The 17287-nt window shown below is 50.4% G+C and carries 14 protein-coding genes; 9 read left to right on the top strand and 5 right to left on the bottom strand.

The annotated features are described in order from the left end of the window. Positions 1 to 37 precede the first annotated feature (37 nt). The 9 genes from HQ49_RS02610 (at position 38) to lpxF (ending at position 9242) form a co-directional block, all read left to right on the top strand. Positions 38 to 1033, top strand: coding sequence for an AAA family ATPase (locus tag HQ49_RS02610; protein ID WP_039418288.1), 996 nt, complete (start codon positions 38 to 40; stop codon positions 1031 to 1033). A 10-nt stretch (positions 1034 to 1043) separates the two neighbouring features. Beyond that, entirely contained in the window at positions 1044 to 1916 is an 873-nt protein-coding gene (locus tag HQ49_RS02605; protein ID WP_039418287.1) for a DUF58 domain-containing protein, read from the top strand. Beyond that, positions 1913 to 2872, top strand: a complete 960-nt coding sequence (locus tag HQ49_RS02600; protein ID WP_039418286.1) for a hypothetical protein — start codon at positions 1913 to 1915, stop codon at positions 2870 to 2872. The genes HQ49_RS02605 and HQ49_RS02600 overlap by 4 nt, the downstream gene beginning before the upstream one ends. Next, a complete protein-coding gene (locus tag HQ49_RS02595; RefSeq protein ID WP_018965200.1) occupies positions 2869 to 3852 on the top strand; it encodes a vWA domain-containing protein in 984 nt (327 codons plus the stop codon). Before HQ49_RS02600 ends, HQ49_RS02595 begins: the two co-directional genes overlap by 4 nt. Positions 3853 to 3862: 10 nt before the next feature. Then, a complete protein-coding gene (locus HQ49_RS02590) occupies positions 3863 to 4882 on the top strand; it encodes a vWA domain-containing protein (protein ID WP_039418284.1) in 1020 nt (339 codons plus the stop codon). Then, a complete protein-coding gene (locus HQ49_RS02585) occupies positions 4879 to 5622 on the top strand; it encodes a tetratricopeptide repeat protein (RefSeq protein WP_039418282.1) in 744 nt (247 codons plus the stop codon). The genes HQ49_RS02590 and HQ49_RS02585 overlap by 4 nt, the downstream gene beginning before the upstream one ends. 175 nt (positions 5623 to 5797) lie before the next feature. Then, entirely contained in the window at positions 5798 to 7600 is a 1803-nt protein-coding gene (locus HQ49_RS02580; protein ID WP_026292220.1) for a BatD family protein, read from the top strand. Next, complete coding sequence (locus tag HQ49_RS02575; RefSeq protein ID WP_026292219.1) at positions 7597 to 8505, top strand: SH3 domain-containing protein; 909 nt, start codon at positions 7597 to 7599, stop codon at positions 8503 to 8505. Before HQ49_RS02580 ends, HQ49_RS02575 begins: the two co-directional genes overlap by 4 nt. 20 nt (positions 8506 to 8525) lie before the next feature. After that, on the top strand, positions 8526 to 9242 hold the full coding sequence (gene lpxF, locus HQ49_RS02570) for a lipid A C4-phosphatase (RefSeq protein ID WP_018965195.1): 717 nt from the start codon (positions 8526 to 8528) through the stop codon (positions 9240 to 9242). A gap of 15 nt (positions 9243 to 9257) precedes the next feature. On the opposite strand, the gene cdaA is transcribed toward lpxF, so the two are convergent. From cdaA to HQ49_RS02545, 5 genes are all read right to left on the bottom strand, one after another. Continuing rightward, positions 9258 to 10025 carry a diadenylate cyclase CdaA gene (gene cdaA / locus HQ49_RS02565; protein WP_018965194.1) on the bottom strand — a complete coding sequence of 256 codons (768 nt, stop codon included), beginning with the start codon at positions 10023 to 10025 and terminating at the stop codon, positions 9258 to 9260. Positions 10026 to 10085: 60 nt separating this feature from the next. Beyond that, positions 10086 to 10931: a dihydropteroate synthase gene (gene folP, locus HQ49_RS02560; protein ID WP_039418280.1), complete on the bottom strand. Its 846-nt coding sequence runs from the start codon at positions 10929 to 10931 to the stop codon at positions 10086 to 10088. 117 nt (positions 10932 to 11048) lie between these two features. Continuing rightward, positions 11049 to 13742, bottom strand: coding sequence for a 4-alpha-glucanotransferase (gene malQ / locus HQ49_RS02555; protein ID WP_039418279.1), 2694 nt, complete (start codon positions 13740 to 13742; stop codon positions 11049 to 11051). Between the two features lie 24 nt (positions 13743 to 13766). Continuing rightward, on the bottom strand, positions 13767 to 14873 hold the full coding sequence (locus tag HQ49_RS02550; RefSeq protein ID WP_039418278.1) for a DUF2891 domain-containing protein: 1107 nt from the start codon (positions 14871 to 14873) through the stop codon (positions 13767 to 13769). 228 nt (positions 14874 to 15101) lie between these two features. Continuing rightward, entirely contained in the window at positions 15102 to 17240 is a 2139-nt protein-coding gene (locus tag HQ49_RS02545; protein ID WP_039418277.1) for a fibronectin type III domain-containing protein, read from the bottom strand. Positions 17241 to 17287 lie beyond the last annotated feature (47 nt).

The following is a 17287-nucleotide window of genomic DNA, read 5'->3' as shown; positions in this document are numbered from 1 at the left end:
TTCATTAGAATTTAGCAAGAAAAGATATAGAAAACCAATGAGTGAAACCATTGACATCAAGGCTCTTACAGAGCTTATTGAGCAGAAAAGCTCATTTGTGAATCTCATCACGCGCGGTATGGCGCAGAATATCGTCGGGCAGAACCATTTGGTGGAGTCGCTTTTGATCGGGCTGTTGGCCGATGGACATATCCTGCTTGAGGGTGTTCCGGGATTGGCCAAGACTTTGGCTATCAAAACTCTGGCCGGACTGATCAGTGCCAAATACAACCGTATACAGTTTACGCCGGACCTCTTGCCTGCTGACGTGGTAGGTACCATGATTTACAGCCAGAAGCGGGAGGAGTTTCAAGTAAAGCAAGGTCCTATTTTTGCAAACTTTATTTTGGCCGATGAGATCAACCGTGCTCCGGCCAAAGTGCAGAGTGCTCTGCTCGAAGCGATGCAGGAGAGACAGGTTACCATTGGTGAAACGACCTTCAAGCTCCCAGAGCCTTTCCTCGTAATGGCTACCCAGAATCCTATCGAGCAGGAGGGTACTTATCAACTGCCGGAAGCACAGGTAGACCGATTCATGATGAAGGTACTGATAGACTATCCCCAAAAGAAGGAGGAAATGCAGATCATTCGTCAGAATATCGGTGGCCGGTCAGCTGAAATTCGTCCCGTGATCTCTACGGAGGAAATATTGGAAGCACGCCGAGTAGTAAGGCAGGTGTATCTGGATGAAAAGATCGAACACTACATTGTCGATATAGTTTTTGCCACACGCTATCCCGAACAATTCGGGTTGAACGATTTGAAAGATATGATCAGCTTCGGAGCTTCGCCCCGAGCTTCTATCAATTTGGCGTTGGCTGCACGTGCATACGCTTTTATCAAGCATAGAGGTTATGTGATTCCGGAGGATGTACGTGCCGTATGTCACGACGTGATGCGTCACCGTATAGGGCTGAGCTATGAGGCAGAGGCCAATAGCCTGACTCCGGACGCTGTCGTCAATGAAATTCTGAACAAAGTAGAAGTCCCTTAATCAGAGATAAGTGCAGACAAGCGACCTACTTAAGAAAGTTCGACGGATCGAAATCAAAGCACGAGGCCTTTCGCGACAAATCTTTGCCGGACAGTATCATTCCGCATTCAGAGGACGCGGTATGGCGTTCAGCGAGGTGCGCGAGTATGCCGTAGGGGATGATGTGCGCGACATCGACTGGAATGTGACGGCACGTTATGCACGTCCCTATGTGAAAGTCTTCGAGGAGGAGCGTGAGCTAACGGTCATGCTAATGGTCGATATGTCCGGTTCGTTGTCTTTCGGTACGGAGGTAGAGACTAAGCGAGAGCTGACGGCTGAAGTGGCAGCTACATTGGCCTTTTCCGCTATCCAAAATAATGACAAGATCGGAGTCCTTTTCTTTACGGACAGGATCGAAAAGTATGTGCCACCCGCCAAAGGAAAGAAGCATATCCTGTATATAATCAGGGAGCTATTGGAGTTTCGTCCGCAGAGCAGAGCCACGGATCTTTCGGTTCCACTCTCTTATCTGACTCGCTTGGTGAAGAAGCGGTGTACGGCATTCCTGATTTCCGATTTTCAGTCAGAGGAGGATTCCTATGAAAAGACCTTGCTGATGTCTGCTCGTAAGCATGATATTGTAGCCATCAGGATATTCGATCGGCGAGAGGCCGATCTGCCGAATGTAGGGTTGATGCGCTTTCGCGATGCAGAGACAGGGCAGACTCATTGGGTAGATACTGCTGATGGCTCCGTTCGGAAAGCGTATGCGTATGCCTATGAGCAGAGGCAAGCAGCACTTGCCGTTTTGCTCAAACGGTGTGGTGTAGATGCTACCGAGATACGTACGGGGCAGGATTTCGTGCAGCAGCTTCTCATCTTATTTAAAAAACGCTCATGAGACACTCTCTTGCCATTCGCCGCTTTGTCCTTTCTGCTTTTTGCATGCTCTTTGCCTCTTCCCTGCTGAAAGCGCAAGAGCTTTCTATCACCGGCAAACTGGATCGTGCAGAGATGCAAATAGGTGAGCAGGCAGTCATAGATATTACTATCCGCACAGCCGACTTGGCAAGTACACATCTGCAAATACCGACTGATTCGACTATGAGCCGGATCGAAATTTTGGCATTCGGTATTACTGACACGGTTGTAGTGAAAGACCCGGTCGTGGAGATAAAAGCCAAGATGGTGATTACCTCATTCGATTCAACCCTGCTGGAGATTCCTCCTTTTATTGTCACGGATGGTCGGGACCAGGTTATGTCCAAAAGTCTTTTCCTGAAAGTTACAATGCCGGAGGTCGATCTTTCCCAACCGGATTCTATTTATGACATCAAGGAGCCGTGGGGCGTGCCTTATACGTGGAGCGATATTTTCAATATCATGCTTCGCCATCCCCTTACGTGGATCATACTTGCAGCCTTTTTGGCTGTATTGTCTTACCTCTTTTATAAGAGATACAAGGAGCACCAAGCTCGCCGTCCTGTGGTGATTCCTGATACTCCGGCTATTCCTGCTTATGACCGAGCTATTGCAGCCTTGGAAACATTGCGTGCAAAAAAACTGGTGGAGGCCGGTTTGTATAAGGAATACTTTACGGAATTGACAGATTTGCTTCGGAGCTATATTGCCGAAACTCGCGGAATAGATGCCAGGGAGATGACCAGCAGTGAGATATTACAAGCCCTCCAGCGGATCGAACTTCCTGAAAAAGAAAGACTGCTGCTACGTGGAATATTGCAAACGGCCGACCTGGCCAAGTTTGCCAAGTATAAGCCGATGCATGGAGAGGATGCGGAAGCTATTCGAGATGCTCGCGCCTTCCTCGATGAAGTGCATAATATCTGGGAGTCATGACGTTTGCATATCCTGAACTGCTTTGGCTACTGATCCTGTTGCCTTTGATGGCGGCCTGGTATATTCTGCAAGCTCGTAAGACTTCGGCAACGATGACCATATCTTCATTGAAGCCTTTCGAAGGAGGTCGCCGAGGATTAAGGGTCTATTTGCGCCATTCGTTGCCGATATTGAGAGTTCTTTCAGTAGGCTTTCTCATTATTGCTCTGGCTCGCCCACAGAATACCAATAGCTGGCAGAAAGATTCGATCGAGGGAATAGATATTATGTTGGCCATGGATGTCTCGGGTAGTATGCAGGCCATGGACTTCAAGCCGAATCGCTTGGAGGCAGCCAAAGATGTAGCGATTTCCTTTATCAACAATCGTCCGAACGACAATATCGGGATGGTTACATTCGCCGGAGAGAGCTTTACTCAATGTCCATTGACTACCGACCATGCCGTACTGCTCAATATGGTACAGGACTTGCAGATGGGTGTTCTGGATGATGGTACGGCTATCGGCATGGGACTGGCTACGGCCGTCAATCGACTGAAGGACAGCAAAGCCAAGAGTCGTGTAGTTATTCTGCTGACGGACGGATCGAACAATATGGGTGATATCACTCCCCGTATGGCAGCCGATATTGCCAAAACGTTCGGTATTCGTGTGTACACAGTCGGTGTAGGCACACGAGGAGAGGCTCCTTTCCCCATTCAGACGGAATTCGGAGTTCGGATTCAGAATGTACCTGTGGATATCGATGAGCCGACATTGGACGGAATTGCCGAGGTGTCGGGTGGAAAATATTTCAGGGCAGTCGATAATAAGACGTTGGATGAAATTTACAAGGAAATCGATAAGCTCGAGAAGACGAGACTTATGACCAAGAGCTTCAAGGCTTATGAGGAAAAATATTTCGTCTATGCCCTCATTGCTTTTCTTTTGCTGCTGACAGAGTTTTTACTTCGCAATACGCTTCTTCGTTCCAACCCGTAAAGAGATTCCCATGTTCAGATTTTATTCGCCGGAATACTTATACTTGCTGTTGCTGCTTCCATTGCTTGTGGGGGTAGGCTTCTATGCTTATCGCAAGAGACGGGCACAAGAAAGACGGTTTGCCGAACTTCCGCTGCTGAAGGCCCTCAAACCGGAGGCAAGTACCAAACGGCGGATCTGGCGCAACGGATTTCTTCTTCTTGCCATCGTTTTCTTGATCGGGATGCTTGCTCGCCCCCAAATAAGTATTCGTGTGGATGTGCCTAAAGAGGAGAAAGGCATCGAGGCTATGATTTGCTTGGATATTTCCAACTCCATGCTCTGCGAGGATGTCAAGCCCGATCGTTTGAGTTTTGCCAAGCAAGTATTGGGAAAACTCTTTGATGGTATGCAGAACGACAAGGTCGGATTGGTTGTTTTCGCAGGTAATGCTTATACGCAAATACCGATTACTACGGATTTGTCTGCTGCCAGACAGTTTCTTGCGGACATAAGTCCCAACATGGTTACAGCTCAGGGAACGGCTATCGGAGCGGCTATCGAACTTGCCTCAAAATCTTTTTCCGATAATAAAGAGATCGGCAAGACGATCATCATCTTGACGGATGGAGAAAATCACGAGGGAAATGCTATCGAAGTAGCACAGCAAGCTCGTGAAGCAGGCATCCGGGTCAATGTTATCGGTCTTGGAACAGCCTTGGGTGCGCCTATACCTATTGACGGGGGATACCTCAAAGACGAAACGGGCAATCCTGTCGTTACCAAATTCGACGAAAAGATGTGCCGTGACATTGCTTCCGCAGGAGATGGTACTTTCTTTTCCGGGCAGAGTGCCTCTGCCCTGGTACGGGCTGTAGAGAGTCAGTTGGACAAGCTCCCCAAAGCTGTCCTCTCTTCTTCGTCTTCATCGGGCTATCGCGAAGTGTACGGATGGTTCGGATTTGCAGCTTTGATATGTTTATTGTTGGAGTTCCTGATTCAAGAACGGAAGAGCAGGTTCTTCAGTAGGATCAAATTGTTTGACAGATGAGACATTCATGGGCATACGCCGCCTTCATAACTCTCTTCATACTTCTTGCTTCGTCGAGCCTCTTGGCGCAGAACATGCGAGAAGAAGTACGTCGGGCTCGACAGGTATATCGAAACCGTCAATATGCCAATGCGGAAGTTGCATATCGCAAAGCTCTCTCCAAGGATAGCACTTTCACCGAGGCACGATTCGGGTTAGCCGGTACGCAGTATGCACAAGGTCGCACGGACGAAGCACTCCAAAACTATGCTGCTCTTGTGCAAGATCCGACATTGACGCCTAAGCGCAGGGCCGAACTGATGCACAATCTCGGCAACTCCTTTATGAAGAAGAAAGACTATCGCCAGAGTGTAGAGGCTTATAAGCATTCGCTCCGAATGAATCCGACCGATGAGGAGACTCGCTACAATCTGGCTTTGGCTATGAAGCTGCTCGAGCAGCAACGACAGCAAGGGGGCGGGGACAATCAGGATCAGAATAAGGAGAATAATCAAGACAAAAACCAGCCGCAGAACAATCCGAATAACAATAACCAAGGCGGACAGCAGCAACCTCAACCGTCCAAGCAGGACAATACGCAAAAGGATCAGCAGTCACGGCAGAACGAGATGAGTCGTGAAAGTGCTGAAAAGATATTGAAAGCCTACGAGCAGGATGAGGAGAAAACGCGCGAAAAAGTAGAGCAGATGCGTAAGCAGCGCATGAAGCAGCAAAAGAGTAATTCCACCAAGCAGTGGTAGCCCGTTTCTTTGTCTCGTTGGTCGTTTCGATGCTATTATTCCCACAGTTCCCGAAAGGAATATGTATTTTAGCAACCTGCTGAAAACAAAATAGCTACCGGTTGAAACCTTCTGATAGTTTTTATAATGCCGGCATTAAGAAAGAAAACAGATCTCAATAATCACGGACTATACGATGATTAAGGTGCGATATATACTGGCAAGCCTTTTCTTGTGTCTCTCTTGGTGGACCCATGCACAGGTGTCTTTCACGGTTCAGGCCCCTGCAAGTGTGGCGATGGGGGAGCAATTCCGGGTGAGTTTTACGCTCAAAGATGCTAATGGAGCGGAGTTCAAAGCTCCTGCAATGAGCGACTTCGAAGTTCTTTTCGGTCCGGCTACTGCTACAAGCTCATTCAGTTCCATTTCCAACGGCAAGACCACTTCGTCTCGAAGTGTCACTTATACGTACACGCTGATGCCCAAGTCGGTCGGCACCTTTCAGATCGGGCCGGCTTCCATCCGTGCCAATGACCGAGATTATAAGACCAAGCAGGTATCCATCAAGGTACTTCCGGCCGACAAGAAATCATCGAAAAATACTAAGTCCTCCTCTTCTTCCTCACGGGTCGATGCCGGTAGTTTGTTTGTCCGAACCATCATCAATAAGACCAAAGTGTACGAACAGGAAGCCATCCTCGTCACTTATAAGCTCTACACTCTCCATCCCAATTTGCAGTTCGAGCAGGTCAAATTCCCCGAATACGAAGGGTTTATATCACAGGATGTGGAGGACAATGCAGAGAAGCAATACAGCCTTGAAAGCTATGAAGGGCGGAACTATCAGACAGCCGTTCTCAAGCAGTCGCTGCTCTTCCCTCAAAAAAGCGGCAAGCTGATTATCCCATCGGGTAACTTCCGTGTCGTGGTAGCGGTACGACGGGAGATAGACGACATAGATGACTTCTTTGTTCTCCAGCCGTATGAAAATGTGCGGAGGACTCTGACCACCAATCCGGTCACAATAGATGTCGCCCCCTTGCCGGAACCGAAACCCCAAGGATTCGATGGTGCCGTCGGTAATTATCGGATCTCAGCTTCTTTCAATGACCGTCAGGCCAAAACAAACGAAGCCCTTACACTCAAGCTTGTAATTAACGGAAGCGGAAATATCAAGCTAATGGGAGATCCCAAAGTGAAATTTCCCGACAGCTTCGAACAATACGACTCCAAGGCCGAGAGCAGCCTTCGTGTAAGTGTTTCGGGAGCCGATGGACAGCGTACGATCGAGTATTATGTGGTGCCTCGTCAGACGGGGAAGTTTACCATACCCGCCATCAGCATACCCTATTTCGATCCTGTATCCCGCTCATACAAAACAGCTTCCACGCAAGAATTCACCATTCAGGTAGCGAAAGGAAAAGGCGAGAGTGCTACCATGAGTGGCTCCGGGTCCGATGCGGTCAAGATGTTGGGGCAGGACATTCGTTACTTGAAGCCCTTTACAACTTCTTCCTCTCCCTCTTCCTTTGCTTTTTCGGTCGCTTATTGGGGCATCTATCTTCTCTTGTTTCTGCTCGCACTCCTGTTGCTTTTCCTCTATCGTCGAAGGATGAAGATGATAGCCGACGAAGCCGGTATGCGATGGCGCAAGGCTAACAAAGTTGCCGTCAAACGTCTGCGACGGGCAGCCGAATATAAACAGAGCGGACGGGGCGATCTCTTCTACGAAGAAATCCTTAGAGCCGTTTGGGGCTATTTGGGTGATAAACTGGGAATAACCGTGTCGGAATTGAATAAGAATAATATAGCCGAACGGCTTGCTCAGGCCGGTCATGTGCCGGAAACTCTTATCGGGGAGCTCATGCAGCTGATCGAGACTTGCGAATTTGCCCGATATGCTCCTGAGAGCAATGAGCATGCGGCTATGGACTCCGTGTACGAACGTGTTTGCAGTATAATCGAACAGATTGACAGCACTAAAACCTTGAAGAGATGAGAACGCCTGTACTACGCCATATTGCGGTTTTACCCTTGATCCTTTTTCTGTCGATCGGCTCCCTGCTGTCCTTGCAGGCACAAAATCCGGATACCTCCGTTCGCCGATCCGTATTCTTGCCCGTGGATTCTTCCTCAATCGCTGTGTCGGAAGTAGAGACTGAATCGGCTGCCGATTCTTCGACAGTGGAAAAGATTTTATCCGCCGAGGAGATCCACCGCTTGTTCGATGCCAAGCAATATGGCCGGGCTGCTGCTGCATACGAACGAATCCTGCGCGAGACAGACCGGCCCGATGCTTCGTTGCTTTACAACCTCGGTTGCTGCTATTACAAGAGTGGCGAGGTGGCTCTTTCCATCCTCATGTTCGAGCGCGCTTACCGACTGGCTCCGAATGACAAGGATATACGCGTCAATCTGGAAATGGCCAGACTCAAAGCCTTTGATAAGATACCGGATAGCGAGAGTATTGCTGCCAAGCTCTGGCGACGTCTTTGTTATTCGGTGTCGTCGGGTGTAATCGTAGTAGCGGGGATTATCTGCTTTATTATTTTTCTCGGTAGTATTTTGCTTTTTCTGTTAGGGGGAAGCCGGAAGTTGCGGCGAGGGGGATTCTATGCTGCTTGGGTCAGTTTGTTCTTTTGTATCCTGCTCAATTTGGCCGCTTTCCGCCGCAAGGCTGATTTCCATGACGATAGCTATTGCATCATGATGGCATCCGTAGCCAACGTCAAGAGCTCTCCGGACGAAGATGGCACCACCCTTTTTGAACTTCATGAGGGTGTGCGTGTTAGAATTACAGGGGAACCTATTGACGGCTGGTACCCAATAGAACTGGCTGACGGCAAGGAAGGGTGGCTTCCTCAGACCGTCCTGACTCGTATTCATGTCTCTCCCGTGGACTGATACTTACTTCTCTTACATATATGTTTTTGGAATACATTCTCGAAGTAGAACGAAACCTCTTTTTGGCTCTGAACGGAGTACAGCATCCTTTGTTGGACGGCTTCTTCTATTTGATCTCGGCCAAATGGACTTGGGTGGTAATGTCCATTGTGTTTCTGTTCTTCCTTTTTTATAAGAAACCGACGAAGGAAGCCCTCTTCATCGTAGGAGCAGTCTTGTTGAGCGTACTCATCTGCGACCAACTCTCCTCTTCTTTTTTCAAGCCTTTCTTTGCAAGATTCCGCCCTTCGCACCACCCTGATTTTATCGACTATGTGAAGACGGTCTACGGCTATCGGGGAGGGAAATTCGGATTTATCTCAGGGCATACGACGAACTATATATCGCTGGCAGTGCTGACGAGCCGCATTTTTCGGAATAAATTCTACACGTGGACGATTTGGGGCGTCGTCGCACTCGTCATCTATAGCCGTATTTATATCGGAGTACACTTCATTACCGATATTATCCCGGGTATCGCTGTCGGACTTATCGTCGGGCACTTCGTCTATAGAGTCTATCTCTATGCCCGTTCCCGTCGGTTGGGAGCCTCATGCCCTGCCCACCCCTCGGCAGTCTATGCCGGCGATTCCATTCGGCTTTGGACCCTTAGCCTTATCGGCTTTGTCTTTGCCATGCTGTGTATGTCTCGCCAGCTGATGGAGATACTGCAGTACTACGTCTTCCTGCACTTCTGAGGGGATTCCTCGGTATCAATCTTCGAGCAGGAGCTGTAGTTCGTCCGTGGTGATGTCCTGATGAATCTCTCCGCGGTAGGCAAACGAAATCCGCCCTCTCTCTTCGCTGATAATGATGATCTTGGCATCCGTCTCCTGCGAGAGGCCGAGAGCCGATCGGTGCCGCAATCCCAAATCCTTGTTCAGATCCGTATTGTATGCAACCGGCAAGATACAGCCGGCTGCAATGATGCTATTGTCCGCAATGACCATGGCACCGTCGTGCAGCGGACTGTTCTTGAAGAAAATATTTTCGATCAGTCGGGCATTTACTTCTGCCCGGAACACCTCGCCCGTATGGGCAAACGGAGTGAGGTCTATTCCCTGCTGGATGGCGATGAGAGCACCGGTCTTCTTGCGAGCCATGTTCATACAGGCAAGCATCAGGGGGGCTATGATGCGGCGTTCGTCCTGCAAGTCCTGCTCGCGCCTTTCCTTATTGAGAAGGCGCCTGAGCGAACGCCATCGGCGTGTGGAGCCTATCGCCGTGAGCATTTTGCGCAGCTCTCCCTGAAAAAGAATGACCAGCACGAAGAACCCCAAGCTGACGAACTGATTGAGGATGGCTCCCATCAGACGCAGCTGGAATATCTGCGATACGATGATCCAGATGACGAAGAAGGTGAGAATCCCCGAGAAAAGGGCCTTGCTGCCCGAGTGCTTGAAAGTGGTATAGATGGCATAGATGAATAAAGCCACGAGCAGAATGTCTATTATATCCTTGATGGTAAACTGGAGAAACATGAGATTGAGATGTTTTTTTGTGAGTGGTAAGAATTTCTGTTTCCGAGAAAGGGAGTGCTCCTATTTGACAATGCCGAGTTTGTCCGCTATGCGGCATACTTCCACCGCTTCTCGTACGTCGTGCACCCGAAGGATGTCCGCCCCATGCATGACGCTGTACATATTGAGCGCCGTGGTACCGTTGAGCGCCTCCTCCGGAGTGGTGCCGAATAGCTTGTAGATCATACTCTTGCGCGAAATCCCGACCAGAATGGGAAGCTCCAGCTCGCTGAAAGCCTCCTCCTGCCGCGACAGCAATTCGTAATTCTGCTCCAGCGTCTTGCTGAAGCCATAACCCGGATCGAGGATGATGTCGTGCAAACCCAATTCGCGCAGCTCCCCGACACGCTCCACGAAGTAATCCAGTATATCCACCGCAATGTCCTCGTAGTCGGTGAGGCTCTGCATCGTAGCCGGTGTACCCCGCATATGCATCAGTATATAGGGCACTTGCAAAGCCGCCACCGTGCGGAACATGTCGCCGTCGAGCTGTCCGCCGGAAATGTCGTTCACGATAGCCACCCCGTACTCTTGTACGCACATCTTGGCCACATCGGCACGGAACGTATCCACCGATACCGGCACGTCCGAAAACTCATCCCGCAAAATTTTCAGTGCCGGGCGCAGCCGCTCCATTTCCTCCTGAGTCGATATGTGATCGGCATTAGGGCGCGAGGAATAGGCGCCGACGTCGATCAGGGCCCCTCCTTCTTCCACGATTTCGCGAGCCCGACTCCGTACGCTGTCCACGCCTGAGAGGCGGCTGCCGGAGTAAAAAGAATCGGGGGTGATATTCATGATGCCCATTACGACGGGTTTTTCCAGGCTGAAAAGCCGGCCGCCAAGGTTGAGAGTCTTCCGTTTCATCTGCTCAATGCTCTTTTTTGTCACCCCCAAAAGTAGCCAATTCGCTCCATACCGAGGTCGTACAATGTTCATACCCAAAGGCTGTGGCTTCCGGTCTCAAAAGCAATGGGCAGACGATTATCCCCTCCCCGCAGTGCGGATGAGGGAGGCTATCGATTCGTTCAACTCGCGATAGTCTTCGGAAAGGCTTTCGATCGGAATGGGCATCCGATAACGCCAGTAGTGGTCGGAAATCTCCGGCTTGTTGATCTGCTCGGCCTCGGGTGTGACGGCTCCTTGCAAGTCTCCGGAGAGTGCCAGCCAGTCGGCCAGCGGAAGAATGGCCAGCATGGATGAGGAGCGGAGGTGCTGCCCAAGGATTCGGTGAGCCGTCTCCGGCGTACATGCCTCGGGCGCACTACCCTTTTCCCCGAGGATCATGGAATAGTAATGCCGACGAAGGGGTTCGTTCTCCTGCCACCAAAGGCGTAGGGGTGCCATGTCGTGCGTGGACGTGGTACATACCGAGCAATAGGGCTGTCGGCTCATATCGGCAAAGTCCTGCCCCGGCTCCTTGGATATTCTTTCCAAAACGAGGGACAGCAGTTGCAACTGCTCCATTACGGCGGGCACCGCAGCAGGGATCATCCCCAGATCCTCCACACAGACGAGCATATCCGTCGAGGAAAGTAGCGGTATCAGCCGTGATAGTGCCTCTTGCTTCCACAGTTCATCGTTTCGCTTATAGAAATAGTCGTCCGACAGACGCTGCCAGGCTTTCTTTTCTTCCAAGCTCAGATGGGCATAGCGAAGGGATCTTTCGAAATGGATGCGTGGGTGAAAGGCTGCCGGCTTATCGGAGTCGATAACGAAGCATACTTCCGTGGCTACACGCATCAAACCCCTGATCGTGTCCTCTCCTCCGACAACGGCTGCAGGGTCTAACGCCGCTATATCGGTCTGATAGAAATTCTTCGTCGTCAGCGTATAATAATCCGAATCGAACGGACGAAGGTATCGACAGCATACTTCGCTTGCATAGCGTCCGAAAATCGGCTTGAGGTCATCCGTATGAATGAGCGGAAGGGAGCAGAATCGGGCATCGAACGGGAAGCCGTACTCCTTTATCTCCTTTTCGGTCATGGCTATAGCCGGATTAAAATGTCCCAGCAAGCCCGAAATATGCTTGACAGGGATTTCCCATATTCGGAAAAAGCCCAATATATGGTCTATGCGAAAAGCCTTGAAGTAGTCGGACATGCTCTCGAAACGCTTGCGCCACCAGGCAAAGCCGTTTTGGCTCATTACGTCCCATCGGTAGATGGGGAAACCCCAGTTTTGTCCATTCTCGGAGAACTGATCCGGAGGAGATCCGGCTGCATGTTCCGTATCGAACAGGGACGGCTCCATCCACACCTCCACACTGTTGGGGCTGACTCCGATCGGTATGTCACCTTTGAGCAGGATCCCTTTCTCTTCGGCATAGGCCGATACGGCATGCAGCTGCTCGTGGAGTAAAAACTGTACGAAGCGGTAGTAATTAGTCTCCGTTTTCAGTTCGGGAGATACCGCCATTCGTTCGATTCGGTTTTTTCCCCACGTATATTCAGGCCACAGGTGGAGCGGCAGTCCCTCGTACTTATCACGCAGATGGCAGAAAGCTGCATATGGATCCAACCAATCGGCCGCTGCTGAGACGAATTGGCGGAAAGCTTTCTTGCGCATCACATTCGCCCCCTCCTGTCGATACAAGGCATGCAGAAATTCCTCCTTCAGAGCCAACACGGCCGGATAATCCGTTTGCTCGAGCACCCTCAGTGCTTCGGCCTGCTTCTCCATTTTTGCCATCAGAGCACTATCCTTCAGTCGTGGTAGCGCATCCAAATCGGCATAGATAGGATGGATGGCAATGACGGATACTATATTATACGGATAGGAGTCGCGATAAGAGCGTGTGTAAGTGGTGTCGTTGATGGGCAGGAGCTGTATGATGCGTTGGCCGGTCATTGCCGCCCAATCCACCATACGGCGGAGTGCGCCGAAGTCTCCTATGCCCCAATCCTTGCGGCTACGCAGTCCGAACAGTGGGATGACGGTGCCGGCATAGCGTGGCATATAGTCACCCTCGCGGAAACAGAGACCGGCCAAATAGACGGCACCGTAGGCATCCGTTTCTTCGAATCGGTAAGATCTGTTTTCGCCCTCTTCCCAACGGATGTCGGAGCAGTCGTCTTGTCCGGCGATGAAAAACTTATATTCCAAAAGTGGGGGCAATTCGTCCTTCTCCAGCGTGATAGACCATTCGCCCTTTCCCAAATGGTGCATGGCACGGGCTTGCTGCACAGACCAGTTGCCAAGAGCAGGGCTATTGCCCGTCATATAAATCTTTTGGTCAGGGTGAACGCATGGAGCATATAGCTGCATGACGACTTTGACGCCCTCTTTCGTTGGTTTCGGGGCGCGTTCCAGCTTCTCCTCGTGGCGGAAGAAAACATCGTAAAAAGCAGAACTGAAAAAAGGTGCATTTTTCGGTCGATCGATCCAGTAATCGTCCATCAACACCCGTTTATAACCATGATCCAACACCAGATGGTGCATGCGTTTCCATTCCTTGCGAACGGAGTGTCCGTCAGCATCCCGTACCAGATAGTAGTACTGTATATCCTTGCGGCGGCCGTCTATGATCACACGTCCCACCCATCTGTCCTCGCCCGTGGCTGTCAGCTCCAAGGCAAGTGCTTCGTCCCAATTTCCCAATTCAGCCGAAGAACCCGATATACAGAGGCGTTGCCCCCAATCGGCTCGATACTTGATCGAAAAAACTATCTCCATCGTTCTTACGAATATCTCATTCCGTTATGGCCGATCGGTCAGCCACTTTATCTCCTCATAGGCGTAGGTGGCAAAGCTACCCAGCCAATGATCGCCACCGTAATTGCTGTTGAATATCTGCTTCATGCCCTCTTCGTAATGCAGCTTGGCTGCTTGTCGCAGCCGTTTGCCCATGCTGTCGTTCGTCGGCAGAGTCCTCGCTATGGCTCCCATACACCATGCCCGAGAGAAAGAAAGTCCCACCAAGTGGACTATGTGATAATCGTTCAGATCCGATACGATGGGAGGCGTACACAGACGTTCCAATCCCTCGGCCGTAAAAAAATGCTTGAGCCATTGCCGATAAGTATCGGCAGGCATGACTCGTCTCATCAGATCCGCTTCCTGCAAGGAGGGAGAGAAGAAGTCCGTGGCATTAGGTTCCCATTCGGCCGGTATGGCTCGGTCATTAGCAAAGACGTCCAACGCTTTTTGGCGTAGTGCTTCCTGAAACCTACTGTCACCTACAGCTACAGCCCAGTCGTAGGCAAAGGCCATACCGAAAGCCGAGTTGGAGTGCGTGCCGATTCGATCGGCGTAGGTCATCTTGGGAAGATAAGCTTTCCATCGGGCTACGATGGTTTGTGAGAGGGGAGCCATATGCCGATGCCATTCGGCTGCGCGGCTTGCCAAGTGCTCAGGCATGGCTGGATCCTGAGACATCCGAAGCAACTCCTCGTCCAGCTTCAAAAGCCAAGCCCAACCGTAAGTGCGCTCGAAGGTCGCCCCTCCGGGTCTGTCGAAATAGGCGGCCTCCGCTGCAAGCTTCTCAGCCGTAAATGAATGGTCCAGAGCTGCAACGATGCTATCCCGAAGGGCTATATCGGGTACAATTCGCAGCGTATGTACCAGCATCCAATGGCTGTGTACGCTGCTGTGCCAGTCGAACGATCCGTAGAACACTGGATGCAACTGAGAGGGCGTCAGTCGGGCATCGGCTTCGTCATTGATCACCTGCCCCGTCTTATTGGGGTATTCCGTGGTAATACTCTTGAGTGGCATACGTACGAGCCGCACCAGCGTGCTCGCATCTTGTGCCGATAGCAGATAAGCAGAAAACAAAAGGAAGGTAATGGCAGCAATTCTTCTCATAATTTTAGAGGGATAAGCGTACAAATTTAAGATTTTGACCTGATGAAAACCAGGAAACGGATTTATTTCGTCTGCTTAAAGTCTGCGTGGGGTCCACCGTTTTTCCGATGTGGGCATCGGCGCCAAGAAATGATATTGAATGTACCCATAGAAAAAAGGTGTGTCGAAGCCACTCGCATGCTCCGACACACCCTGTAAGTCCCCGCTGAGGGGGGATAAGCTGTTTTTTTAGTAAGACAACTTCACGGAGTGATTGCCCACCTTAACGACGAAAGTTCCGCCCTGGCCCAAATCCGCTACGATAGACTTGTTGCCGGAGTTGTTGCTATAAACCAAACGGCCGTTGAGGTCGTAGATGCTTACGGCTTCGCCATGAACATTGTCGATATGGATATTGTCCTCTACGACTTTCACCATAGCCTTAGCCATGCTCACGGAAGGAGTCAGGCTCGTGGGAGAAGGACTGATGCCGAAAGATTCGAGCTGACTGTAAGCAGATATTTTATAGCCTTGGTATTGTACACCTTGGCCTCCATGCTTCACGGCAGCCACCTGGTGGAACATTTCGTTATTGAATACCTGCTGGGGCACAATCACATCAACAGATTGGCCATCCACATATCTCTTGAAGAGGAACGGATCCATCAGACTCTCGCCGGCTTTATACTGCTGAGAGATCTTGAGGTCGTCTACGTAGAGGTTCTCCGGTGCATACACAGCGTATATACCGATTACCGAACGCGCCGTTCCCTTCGTCAGAGAAACGTTGAATACCTTCCACTGATCCACCAGTCCATCCGATTCTTTCAGATATACCAGCTCGGACTGAACATAGTCGCCGAGAGTCTCATCATATTGGAAGAGAGCGATCGCAGCACGCGTATAACCTTGTACCTCATTGCCCTGACCATCGTCACCGACGTATTTCGTAGCATAGAGCTTCACGCTCAGGTCTATCTTGCCACCATTTTTGGAAAGATCCAACTCCGGTGAAATCAGACCTGCATCTTTCTTATTGAAAATGTACTGCCATGCATCCAAGCAGATATAGTCCGTGTAAGGAGCATAGTTGGTTCCTTTCCAACCGGCCTGTACCAGATCGCCCAGGTAGACTTCATCGTACGTATAGGTAGAGGGATTTTCGATCGTCCAGCCGGTCAGTTCTCCGGTAGGAGTCTTGATGCCATCGAAGTTTTCGTTGGTAACAAAGAATACGCCATCAGCGGCAGCCGTGCGCTTGAAGCGAGCGAAATAATTGTAGCGTTCGGCCGAAGGTACGGCGTTCCATGAAGCAGTATAGGTTACCTCTTCTGCGGAAGCAGCGAGATTGTTCACCGGATTCATCTTAGGTGCTTCAAGGTCGAACACTTCCATGGGTTTGGATACGATGGAGGTATGAGTTCCCTTGCGAGAACGAACCTGATAGTAATAGGTTTTGCCTGATTCGGCGTTCGTTACGTTGAAGGTAGTATCATTCACAGCCTGTCCTTGCAACAAATATTCGGGATCCATCCCGTTGCCACCGGAGAAAACATCCAACAGATAGCCCTCGGCTCCTGCTACCTTGTTCCAGTTGGCATTGAAGCTGGTACCCTTGTATTTGCTGTGGGGCAATGCTTTGGGTGTGCCCACATGCTGGTCGATCTGGTAAACCTCCAAGTTGTCGATATAGACGGGATGATCGTTGACTACGATATTGAATATCGAATATGAACCCGCTCCGTAGAAGATCACCTCATAAGTCTGCCAGTCCGGAGTAACGGGAGGCAAGATATAAGCACCGAGGATGTCCCATGTAGGACTCATATTGAACGTTTCGGCCGCTTCTATCATGATCTGATTGGCGATATCATCTGCCGTACGGGCATCGAAGCGTACAAGAACGATGTTCTGATAGCCGGAAGCATTGAGCATGGGGGTATTCAAGTGGGAGAAATTCTCTCCATCTGCATTGAGGCAGACGGTGCCACCGGCCTGCCACACATTAGCAGCACCCCAACCCTCTTGGTGGGTGTAGCCGGGCTTGAAGTTGATCCAAGGATATTCACATTCGCCGGGGAAAGCATAGGTCAGTACCGTATTCAGATCCGGTGCACCTATAGAACCGGCGGTAAAGCCGGCAAAGTCTTCTTTCAAAATGCTAACCTCTGTGCCATAATCGTTCGCTTTTTTTTGCTTTCTCGGCATAACCGATACCTGTACTTTGCCTTGGCTGAAGCTCGGCTTCTGAGGAGTGGCCACCTTGACCTTTCCGGCAGTCTGCGATGCTGCCGAAATAGTTCTGCCCGTCAGCTGGGCCGATGTCTCTGTGGCAGCAAATAATGACAATGCCGCCATGAGCGCAAATGATGTAACTTTCTTAGACATAAGTTTTTTTCTATATCCGGATTTTCGTGACTACGATCCCGCTTCGG

Origin of the sequence: Porphyromonas gulae (assembly GCF_000765945.1) — a bacterium.
GTDB lineage: Bacteria > Bacteroidota > Bacteroidia > Bacteroidales > Porphyromonadaceae > Porphyromonas > Porphyromonas gulae.
Note: the sequence above shows the minus strand (reverse complement) of the source record. Positions and strands in the feature narration are given on the sequence as shown.

Excerpts from the sequence above, each read along its gene's own strand:
- HQ49_RS02610 (WP_039418288.1), top strand. The coding sequence starts at position 38 with ATGAGTGAAACCATTGACATCAAGGCTCTTACAGAGCTTATTGAGCAG.
- HQ49_RS02600 (WP_039418286.1), top strand. The coding sequence starts at position 1,913 with ATGAGACACTCTCTTGCCATTCGCCGCTTTGTCCTTTCTGCTTTTTGC.
- HQ49_RS02595 (WP_018965200.1), top strand. The coding sequence starts at position 2,869 with ATGACGTTTGCATATCCTGAACTGCTTTGGCTACTGATCCTGTTGCCT.
- HQ49_RS02590 (WP_039418284.1), top strand. The coding sequence starts at position 3,863 with ATGTTCAGATTTTATTCGCCGGAATACTTATACTTGCTGTTGCTGCTT.
- HQ49_RS02585 (WP_039418282.1), top strand. The coding sequence starts at position 4,879 with ATGAGACATTCATGGGCATACGCCGCCTTCATAACTCTCTTCATACTT.
- HQ49_RS02580 (WP_026292220.1), top strand. The coding sequence starts at position 5,798 with ATGATTAAGGTGCGATATATACTGGCAAGCCTTTTCTTGTGTCTCTCT.
- HQ49_RS02575 (WP_026292219.1), top strand. The coding sequence starts at position 7,597 with ATGAGAACGCCTGTACTACGCCATATTGCGGTTTTACCCTTGATCCTT.
- lpxF (WP_018965195.1), top strand. The coding sequence starts at position 8,526 with ATGTTTTTGGAATACATTCTCGAAGTAGAACGAAACCTCTTTTTGGCT.
- cdaA (WP_018965194.1), bottom strand. The coding sequence starts at position 10,025 with ATGTTTCTCCAGTTTACCATCAAGGATATAATAGACATTCTGCTCGTG.
- folP (WP_039418280.1), bottom strand. The coding sequence starts at position 10,931 with ATGAAACGGAAGACTCTCAACCTTGGCGGCCGGCTTTTCAGCCTGGAA.
- malQ (WP_039418279.1), bottom strand. The coding sequence starts at position 13,742 with ATGGAGATAGTTTTTTCGATCAAGTATCGAGCCGATTGGGGGCAACGC.
- HQ49_RS02550 (WP_039418278.1), bottom strand. The coding sequence starts at position 14,873 with ATGAGAAGAATTGCTGCCATTACCTTCCTTTTGTTTTCTGCTTATCTG.
- HQ49_RS02545 (WP_039418277.1), bottom strand. The coding sequence starts at position 17,240 with ATGTCTAAGAAAGTTACATCATTTGCGCTCATGGCGGCATTGTCATTA.